Genomic DNA, 9816 nt, shown 5'->3' on the forward strand with positions numbered 1-9816 from the left:
TTTGTTGTTCAACAATTGATACCCAATGGGCGCGCTTTTGTTCTTGGTTCATAGTACCTCCGGTGAAAAAGGCACTATATTAAAGCGTGAGTATTATTGGTATGTGGGGTTAATTAACCGCTTACGATTCTTCAATACATGCTTTAAAACTCAGCAAGCACCAAATATCAAATAGTGATTGAACAATTACTTGGCTTGGGCAGCCGAAACACGCCAGTAAGTCAGCGCAAGCCAGTTTTTCACCCTCGGTAAGTAAGCCGTATTTAATGGCTTTCTTAGTGTATTTTTCTGACTTTTCACCAAAAGGGGAGGCGCAACTTCCACCGTTTGGTGTTCTGCTCAAATTAGGAAGGTTAATCTTATGTTCCTCTTCAATAACTAGCACATCAATACCTAAATTAGCTTGCGCCTCCTTGGTGCTAACCCCGTGTTTAATCTCCTCAGATCGTAAAGACATTGCATCTTGCATCATGCCATTATTTGCGGCCTTATTTCCCTCGCTGTAGCTCTTCTTTCTTGTGTTGAGTGTGTTGTTTAGCATGATTTCGTTCATCATCTCACCTTGATGATAAGCGGTAATTTGTGCGCCCGTTTCTCGAAATCGGCTGATAACTGGGCGCAACCTGCGTCCAGTTTGGTCAGTAAAGGTAAAATGTTTTTCAAGCCATGTACCAAGGAAAGCGTTAAGGACGTTACTTGTCATTGAGGTTACTTTCTTTGAGGAAACCGTTTGAAGCAGGGTGGCATTCGTGTCATTTGAGATTAATCGCGAAGCTGTGAGTAAATTATCGAAAAAACTCAAGGCGTATTTAGGGATTTCTAGCTCATGCCCCCCCATTTCAACCTGAATGGTTTTGAACGCTCGTCGCTTAAATGCTGGCATGATGTACCATGATTCACCAAGTGACATTGAGGCATTTTCCGGTTGTTTTAACTGGAATAAGTTACCGGTATTGGCATAAGTGTAATACGAAAGCAGAAACGTACCCGCACACATCATTTTACTGATACCACCACACAGTAAATAGCTCTGCCCTTTCCAATTAAAGGTCATTGTGTCCACGCTTTTATACGCATTAATGTGTTTATTAGGGTTTTCAATAAACTGCTGGTAGGTTTGTTTAAACAGGTTGCGTAAATAAGGCAGTAATTGATTTAAGTCACTGCGAGTATAGGCTTCAAAGGACTCCTTATCGTTGCCATCGGTGACGGTAATATGGTCAAAATATTGCTCTGGCAAATCCAAGTAATCACAAAATAATCGCTTGATTAGTGAGTGTTTTTTTCTGTAACCGCTACGTTTTAAATCACCAATGAGCACCTTTTTGTATAGTGCATTAAAATAGCCTTCAAGTGACGCTTGCGTAAATGCTTCTGTATCGTATTCATCACACCAACGAAGATACTGAGAGCCCCCAGAAAAAGTGAAGTACAATGTATCGTGGCTTTTTCCCTCTTTTATCAAGTCATCAAATCGAGCTTTAATTTGAAGCACGAAGCCCTCACGGTCAGCCCCCTCAAATTGACCACCTCTCAGTAGCGCTTCAGTGGAAGGAAAGTGCTTGACCAAGAAGCGATTGAAGTCGGCTTTATGGTTACTATCTGTCTCTAGTTGAATGCAAAGTTTAGGATTCCAGCAGTGTAAATAGGAAATGTCACTCACCTTCACCTCCTAGTGCTTCGTGCATAATGCTATCTAATATGCCAAACTTCACTCTGAACGCCTCCTTGCGTTTCAGGAAGCGTAGGTACTTCCAAGTTGTACGTTCATCTTTATGCCCCATCCAGCCCATCAGAAGCTCCATACAGTCGACAATGGGTAATTTAGCCTCTAGCAAGTCACTGAGACGATAGGTGCCATAGGTGGCGCGTAAATCATGGAAACGATGGGTAAATGATGGCTCTGCCTGTTTTATTTCAACTCTGAATTCAATCCATCGAGCTTCAATGGATTTCCCCGTGGCAGGGTTACCTTGCTGGCTAACAAAAAGTGGTTCATGTCGGTCACAGCGCTCCAGTATTTCAATGGTCTTCTGGGGGAAGGGTGAAGTATCGCTGCCTAACTGTTCTATTTTCTCATTGAGCTTGGCAACTCGTTTCAGGCGTCGCTCTGAGGTTCGATACTCCTTTAATGACTGGATCAAGTCCGATGAAATCTCGACAGTCCGAGTTTTTAGGAACTTGGTTTGTACGCCTGTTGAGCGGGGGCATAACAGAATTTCAAAGCGATGTTGGCTCTCAGCAAGCGGAGTAGCAGTATCTAACGCATCTAACGTTAGGGTTGCCACTTCTTCCACTCGCATGCCTGTATCTATCGCAAGCAAAACTTGTAAGCGTAGCTCTTCGGATGTTTGCAGTAGGTGTTGAGTTAAAATGCTCAGGGCGTCACTGCTTAACGGGGATAGGGGTCTGATGTTTTTGCTATCCGCATCCCTTGGTACTCTGACGCGTAAATCACTGGTTTTGACAATGAAGGTTGGGGATAGATGGGCTAGTATCCCATTGTTCTTGACAGAGAAAAACTCTATTATGAATGGCGCTTCCTTCTCATTATTTATGCGTAGATAGCCATCATGCATCAACCACTTATAGTAATTGACTACTTGGTTCATACGCACGCTGGCTGTGCTGTGGGCAAGCTCGCCTTGCTTAATTTGCTTGAGCAGATGGGAACGGAACAGATAGGTCGGTTTGAGCCGTTTAACAGGTGGAAATTTATCCCAATGTAGCCCCTTGTCCTCAAGAAACTGGTAGTAGGCTCGCAGAGCCTGTGCGCAAGGAGATAGGTCTTCCGCTTTCTTTACGGCCTTGAGATAGAATAGATAGCTGTTGGCTTCGTGATTGAATATGCCATCTTGCGAAAAGAGTGTTGGTAGTGAACCGATATTTTCATTTGTGGATTGGCAACGAAATGTACCATCATCCAGTTTTTGTAGCTCAGTCTCTTTAAAAACATCGTTGGAATGTACAAGGTATGTCATAAATTATCCTGAAAAATATCACTGTCCAAGAATACATTATGGACAGTGATGGAATGTTTTCCAGATTTATTTACGTGTGTAAGATGCTTTTCCTACACTAACCTCTCATAGTAACAAATTCTTCTGCACCCGTTGGGTGTATTGCTACTACGGCGTCAAAGTCTGCTTTGGTTGCGCCCATTTTCATTGCTACGCCAAAACCTTGCAGTATTTCATCCATGCCAAAACCAATGCCGTGAATACCGACAACCACTTCATTATCACCAGCACAAACAAGCTTCATTTTACAGGCTTGACGGTGAGCGGTAACCGCTGAGTACATTGAAGTAAATGTAGAGGCGTACACCTTAATATTGTCTTGGCCATACTTTTCAGCGGCTTCTGGTTCGGTTAAGCCCATGGTGCCAATAGGTGGATGACTAAATACCACTGTCGGAATTAAGCTGTAATCCATTTTAGCGTCTGGCATGTTGCCAAATAAACGCTCTGACAATAAACGACCCGCTTTAACGGCAACAGGGGTTAATTCAACACCGCCTGCCATAATGTCGCCAACACAATAAATGCCTTTCGCGGTGGTATTTTGCTGTTCATCAGTAATGACATAGCCTTTAGCATCTAACTGAACATCGGTATTTTCTAAGCCAATATTGCCCGTTGATGGTGAACGACCAATGGCCCAAATGAGGCAATCAATCGTTAAGCTTTGGTCATTTTCTAATAGTAATGTCAAACTGCCATCGGCATTTTTGGTGACCGATTTAGGTACGCTGTGAGTGTGGAGCGTTGGGCCGTCGGTGGCCATAGCGTCAACTAATGCGTCGGTTAATATTGAGTCAAAGTTACGCAGTGGTGCATGCTTACGTACTAATAAATGCGTTTCGCTGCCTAGTGCGTGTAATACACCTGCCACTTCAACAGCAATATAACCGGCACCCACAACCGCTACGCGCTTAGGTTGCGCCCGTAATGCGAAGAAACCGTCAGAGTCGATACCGTGTTCAGCTCCAGGAATATCAGGAATTGTTGGTGCGCCGCCAGTGGCAACCACAATATGGTCTGCAGTGTAGTGCTCGCCATCAACTTCAATGGTGTTGTTATTGATAAAGCGACCATAGCCATTTAATAAAGTGACTTTATTGCTCGCAAAGCCACGGCCATAAGCATCATGAATACGGCCAATGTAGGCTTCACGGTTGTCGACTAGCGTATTCCAATCGAATTTATTGACGGTAACATCAAAACCATAGTCTTTGGCGTACAGGTTCAGTGCTTCTGCGACATGAGCGCCATACCACATGACTTTTTTAGGTACACAGCCGACGTTAACACAAGTGCCACCCACGTGTTTTGCTTCAATAATTAATACTTTTGCGCCACGCATTGCTGCACGGTTTGCTGAGGCGATGCCGCCACTGCCTGCGCCAAGCGCGATATAGTCAAAATGTTGAGCCATGATGATCTCCACTACGGTTAATGCATCCATTGTAGGGTGGATTGTGTTTGCAATCTAGTCGTACCCGCATTGCATTGTTAGCGTTTATGTTGGCATTCACCACGGTCAACGTTATTAGGGCCGCTGGTTGCGCACTTAAGGCAGGTCCATTCCTTTTGCCTAATATCAATTTCATCTTGATAATGACTAAATTGACTATTTTGGGTTTGACGTTGTTTTTTCTTGAGGTTTTTTATGCGGTTATTGAGCCAGCGACAATTTGGATCATTAGTGATTGTTGTAATGCTCATAGTGTTGGAGCGCTTTGATATTGATGAGCCCGCGTTGCTTTGTGTAGTGATTAGTTTTTTGCGGCTCGGTTTAAGGTAAATATCGTCGGCTCGGTATTCTAATGCTGAGCTTTGCTCTGTGGGGATAACAATCACATTACCTTGATGATCAGTCGCGTATTGCGTGGGGAGTGAGTCGGCATTGTCATTGGTTAACGGGGCGAGCTTATCAGGCTCTTTAACAATCAGTTTGGTGAGCTCGCTGGCAAGTAATGAGGTACTGAGTGGCATCATCAAACCCGCGAATAAGACAAATAGCATATTGGTACGTCGAGTTAACATAAGCTTCCTTGCTTGAGTAGAGGTGTTGTCTAGTAGCCTCTTTAGTCTAGCCTTGGATTGCTAAAATGCTAGCAAAGCTAAAAACTCAGTTCGAAATGTATCCCTGCATAGGTTTGATTTAAGCTGCCTTGAATATTGTCGACACTAGCTTGTTGCTTAATATCTCCTTGGGCAATGCTGTGGCTAATGTGTGCAGACAATGCCATTGAATCATTAAGTTTCTGTTCGGCTTCTAGTCCAAATTGGAAATGGTTAGCACCGTTGTGTTCTTCACTGCTGTATTGAAAATCAAATCCCTGAACGATGTAAGGTGTCAAAGTGAAGTGTTGATTGATTTCCCAGGGGCTTTGCAAACTCAGTTCAATAAAATAGCCGCCAGCTTCGGTTGCATAAGTGTAGTTAATTGCAGGTACAAACCAAGTTAATCCATTCACTGTTAACGCGCCAAAAAACTCATTATCAGAACCGCGCTCATCGCCATAAAATTCTATACGTTGATAGCCGACAGTGGCATCTACATTATTCGCGAGATGTAAGTTATATTCTAGTCCTAGGTTCCATTCCACATAATTCACCTGGTCTGCTCGACCTACAATGGCATAAACAACAAGATCATTTTGTTCAATATTGACCACTGCCCACGAAATACCACCATGATCTAAATTGTCACGACCTTCGGTGATGTAATTATTTTCCCAAGCAACATCGAACCCTGCAGTCGGCTGGTATTCTGCCGTGGCGAATGCCGACCAAGATGTCGCTAAGCACATTAACGTCGCCATTGTGCGGCTAAGGGCACGTATACCATGGCTACAGTTTGATAGGAAAAAATCAAAGGTCATGTTTATTGAACTCATATCGAAAATGGGCAAGTGATTTTGATAAAGTGAATAGTAGTGCTTTTAATGAAAAAATAAATGATAACAAGTCTCGTTTGAGATCTGCCTGCCAATATTGATTTTGTAAATTAAACGTAAAGTTAAATTGTGGTCTGAGTCACTCTATTTGTTGAGTAAATCGTTTAGGTGTTGGGATGCTTATACGTTGAATCAGCGATAATATGTTCGAACCTGGCGATGAAAAGCTCAGAGTACCACCTCAAAACCGAGGTGATATTTATTGGGATAAATTTTTTCTATGCTTGAAAAAGGTAACAATTAGCCCCATATAGGCTACATACTCACGTGACATATTTCGAGGAATCTTATGAGCAATCCATTGCTAAGTAGCGCAGAATTACCAGAATTTTCAAAAATTAAACCTGAACACATTCAGCCTGCAGTTGAGCAAGCCATTGCCAAATGTCGTGAGACCATTGAAGTATTATTAGCAAAAAATAGCCAATACACTTGGGACAACCTCATTGAGCCTCTTGAAGATGTCGACGACGAGTTAAGTAAAATGTGGTCGCCTGTGTCACACATGAACTCGGTGATCAGTAGTGATGAATTACGTGACGCTCATGATGCCTGTTTACCCTTGTTGTCAGATTACGGCACCTATGTTGGCCAGCATCAAGGTTTGTACGAGGCGTATAAATCGATCCATGAATCGGCAGCTTTTGCCCAGTTAACTCAAGCGCAAAAAATGGTGATAGAGCAGAGCTTACGTGACTTTGAATTATCGGGTATCGGCTTGGATGACAGTCAAAAAGCACGCTATGGCGAAATGGTAAAACGTTTATCTGAACTCACCAGCAACTTTTCTAATCAACTTTTGGATGCCACCGAAGCGTGGAGCAAGCTTATTACCGACGAAGCAGATTTAGCGGGTTTACCTGAATCAGCCATCGCCGCAGCGAAAGCCATGGCAGACGCCAAAGAGCAAAAAGGCTGGTTGTTTACCTTAGATTTTCCGTCTTATTTACCGGTAATGACCTATAGCGAAAACCGTGAGTTACGCGAAGAGTGTTACCGTGCATTTGTGACTCGCGCGTCTGACCAAGGCCCTAATGCCGGTGAGTTTGATAACACCAATAACATGAATGAAATTGTGGCATTGCGTCATGAATTAGCCAATTTACTCGGTTTTGCCAGCTACGCGGATAAATCGTTAGCCACCAAAATGGCAGAAAACCCAGCACAAGTATTGGGCTTTTTAAACGAGTTAGGCGAACGCTCTAAAGACCAAGCGGCAACTGAATTAGCCGAACTGCGTGCCTTTGCCAAAGATCATTACAACGTGACAGAAATGGCCTCATGGGATTTGAGTTTTTACGCTGAAAAACTGCAGCAACACAAGTACGAAGTATCGCAAGAAATATTGCGTCCGTATTTCCCAGAAGACAAAGTCTTGTCAGGTTTGTTCTATACCGTTAATCGCTTATTTGGTTTAACCATTAGCGAACAAAAAGGCGTCGACACTTGGCATAAAGATGTTCGTTTCTTCGATATTCATTATGCCGATAAAGTACACCGTGGCAGCTTCTATCTCGATTTGTATGCTCGTAGCGGTAAACGTGGCGGCGCATGGATGGACGATTGTCGCGGTCGCCGAATAACCTCTACTGGTTTGCAAAAGCCGGTGGCCTATTTAACTTGTAACTTTAATGGGCCAGTCGACGGCAAACCGGCATTGTTTACCCATGACGAAGTCACCACCATGTTCCATGAGTTTGGCCACGGCATTCACCACATGTTAACCAAAGTGGATGTGGGCGGCGTGTCGGGTATCAATGGTGTACCTTGGGATGCGGTAGAGCTACCAAGTCAGTTTATGGAAAACTGGTGCTGGCAAGAAGAAGCCTTAGCGGAAATATCTGGTCACTATGAAACGGGCGAACCATTACCCAAAGCATTGTTAGACAAAATGCTTGCGGCGAAAAATTTCCAGTCAGGCATGATGATGGTGCGCCAACTTGAGTTTTCCTTGTTCGACTTTAGAATGCACCACGAGTTTGACCCAGCTAAAGGCGTCGACATTCAAGGCATTTTAGACCAAGTGCGTAGCCAAATAGCGGTATTAACCCCGCCGAGCTTTAACCGTTTTCAACACGGTTTTGCCCACATTTTTGCGGGTGGTTATGCCGCAGGTTATTACAGCTATAAATGGGCCGAAGTATTATCTGCAGATGCGTTCTCGCGTTTTGAAGCCGAAGGTATTTTTAATGCTGAAACAGGTAAAAGCTTCTTAAATAACATTCTTGAAATGGGTGGTAGTGAAGAGCCAATGGAGCTGTTTAAACGTTTCATGGGCCGTGAACCCAATACAGATGCTTTATTGCGTCACAGTGGTATTGCTGTGTAAACCAAGCCAAATACATGGTTAAAAAATTAACAGCATAAACGCGAGTTTATGCTTTTTTTTTGCTGTTCAATCGACAATAAGTATACCCATTTCGCACTAAATTCATCACAGCCAGTAAACTACAGCATCTACTTTAGGTATTAAATTCAACAAACTGATCTTGCTGTTCACGTTATATATATCGTTACGATAAACGTATAGGTATCGTTTATCGATAATTTATTGCTGATAAAAGGTTTGTGTGTTAACTTCAGTTTAACATTAACCAGCTTAGATTGATCATGGATAGAATAGTCTCGTTAAGTAAATGGATTAAATTGCTGATTGTATTTTTAGCTTTATTACAAGTCACTAGTTATAGCGGCACGATGGTGTTTGGAGAGTTCCAAGCGGGTGAATATGTGTTAACCATTGACTGGTGGGGTTGGTTTAGCAGCTATCTAGCCGTCGACTTTGGTACACCTTGGCAAGCACTCGCTCAAAGCCTTTATGATGCGGGATTTCATCCTGGGATCATTCTGGGCAGTGTTGAAATTCTACCTTACCTGTTTATTTACTATTTTCTCTACCAACTTTTTGGTCTGTATCAGCAAGGTCATGTGTTTACTCCAAGTAACTTCCGCTGCTTGAGCCGTATTGCCTTGGTATTTTTAGTCTGGATTTTACTCAGCCTTTTCTACCCGATGATCATCGCATTTACATTGCACTTTAGTGGTACATCTAGTGCGGTACCTGTTTATTTTAGCCTTGGCAGCCAAGAATTAAAGTATGCACTTTTCGGAATGATTTTTTACTGTGTGGCATGGGTAATGAAGCATGCAACTGAGCTTCAAGAAGAGGCGGAGTTGACAATTTAATGGCCATAATTATTGAGCTGGATGTGATGTTGGCAAGGCGAAAAATGAAGTCCACTGAACTGGCTGAATTGATAGGTATAACGCCTCAAAATTTGTCGGTGCTTCGAAGCGGTCGCGCAAAAGCCATTCGATTTTCAACATTAGACGCAATCTGCCTACATTTACAATGCTCGCCAGGTGACATTTTAGTCCACAAGGACGATAAATAAATTAAGGAAGATGACATGCAAGGTTTGCTTAACAAAATAACCACAGGTGCAATGATAGGCACTACATTACTCATCACTTCAGCATGTACTATGCGCTTAAGTGAGAGCACATTTATTGCCAGCGATGAAGTACCTACAGCCTTTACGACTGAGTTTACACAGCAATTACAACAGGCGATGCCAGATCACTTAATTACCACCGTGAGCCTGGAAGCAAGCGATCACGTGAGATTAAATGGTTTTTATATCGATAATCCCAATAGCCTTACAACCTTAGTGTTTTATCAAGGCAACGGTATGAAGATTGAACCACATGGTCTGTCGGCACTTACTACGTTATCGACGCTAAATACCGATATTTTAGTGATGGATCGCCGTGGATTAGGGGCAAGTGAAGGCCAACCAAGCATTAACAATATTATTGCAGATGCGCAGCAACAACTGGATTATTTACAT

Annotated in this window: 8 protein-coding genes and 1 pseudogene; 4 read left to right on the plus strand and 5 right to left on the minus strand. The window is 43.0% G+C overall.

Going from position 1 to position 9816, the window contains the following annotated elements; all coding sequences use genetic code 11:
- Window positions 1-121 precede the first annotated feature (121 nt).
- From H5202_RS14130 to H5202_RS14150, 5 genes are all read right to left on the minus strand, one after another.
- A complete protein-coding gene (locus H5202_RS14130; RefSeq protein ID WP_220493880.1) occupies window positions 122-1663 on the minus strand; it encodes a hypothetical protein in 1542 nt (513 codons plus the stop codon).
- Complete coding sequence (locus tag H5202_RS14135; RefSeq protein ID WP_182772637.1) at window positions 1656-2981, minus strand: tyrosine-type recombinase/integrase; 1326 nt, start codon at window positions 2979-2981, stop codon at window positions 1656-1658. Before H5202_RS14135 ends, H5202_RS14130 begins: the two co-directional genes overlap by 8 nt.
- Before the next feature lie 97 nt (window positions 2982-3078).
- The gene (gene gorA / locus H5202_RS14140) at window positions 3079-4437 is read right to left on the minus strand and encodes a glutathione-disulfide reductase (protein WP_182772638.1); all 1359 of its coding nucleotides are present in this window, start codon (window positions 4435-4437) and stop codon (window positions 3079-3081) included.
- A 77-nt stretch (window positions 4438-4514) separates the two neighbouring features.
- Window positions 4515-5048 carry a hypothetical protein gene (locus tag H5202_RS14145; protein ID WP_182772639.1) on the minus strand — a complete coding sequence of 178 codons (534 nt, stop codon included), beginning with the start codon at window positions 5046-5048 and terminating at the stop codon, window positions 4515-4517.
- A gap of 77 nt (window positions 5049-5125) precedes the next feature.
- Window positions 5126-5890, minus strand: coding sequence for a hypothetical protein (locus tag H5202_RS14150; RefSeq protein WP_259397325.1), 765 nt, complete (start codon window positions 5888-5890; stop codon window positions 5126-5128).
- A gap of 364 nt (window positions 5891-6254) precedes the next feature.
- Here H5202_RS14150 and prlC point away from each other — a divergent pair, with 364 nt between their 5' ends.
- The 4 genes and pseudogenes from prlC to H5202_RS14170 form a co-directional block, all read left to right on the plus strand.
- On the plus strand, window positions 6255-8294 hold the full coding sequence (prlC, locus tag H5202_RS14155; protein WP_182772641.1) for an oligopeptidase A: 2040 nt from the start codon (window positions 6255-6257) through the stop codon (window positions 8292-8294).
- Between the two features lie 281 nt (window positions 8295-8575).
- Complete coding sequence (locus H5202_RS14160; RefSeq protein WP_259397326.1) at window positions 8576-9151, plus strand: DUF2975 domain-containing protein; 576 nt, start codon at window positions 8576-8578, stop codon at window positions 9149-9151.
- Window positions 9151-9360, plus strand: coding sequence for a helix-turn-helix domain-containing protein (locus H5202_RS14165; protein WP_182772643.1), 210 nt, complete (start codon window positions 9151-9153; stop codon window positions 9358-9360). Before H5202_RS14160 ends, H5202_RS14165 begins: the two co-directional genes overlap by 1 nt.
- Before the next feature lie 15 nt (window positions 9361-9375).
- A pseudogene (locus H5202_RS14170) lies at window positions 9376-9816 on the plus strand (alpha/beta hydrolase); the annotation flags it as partial.

This window comes from Shewanella sp. SG41-4 (genome assembly GCF_014164505.1).
In the GTDB taxonomy this organism is placed as follows: domain Bacteria; phylum Pseudomonadota; class Gammaproteobacteria; order Enterobacterales; family Shewanellaceae; genus Shewanella.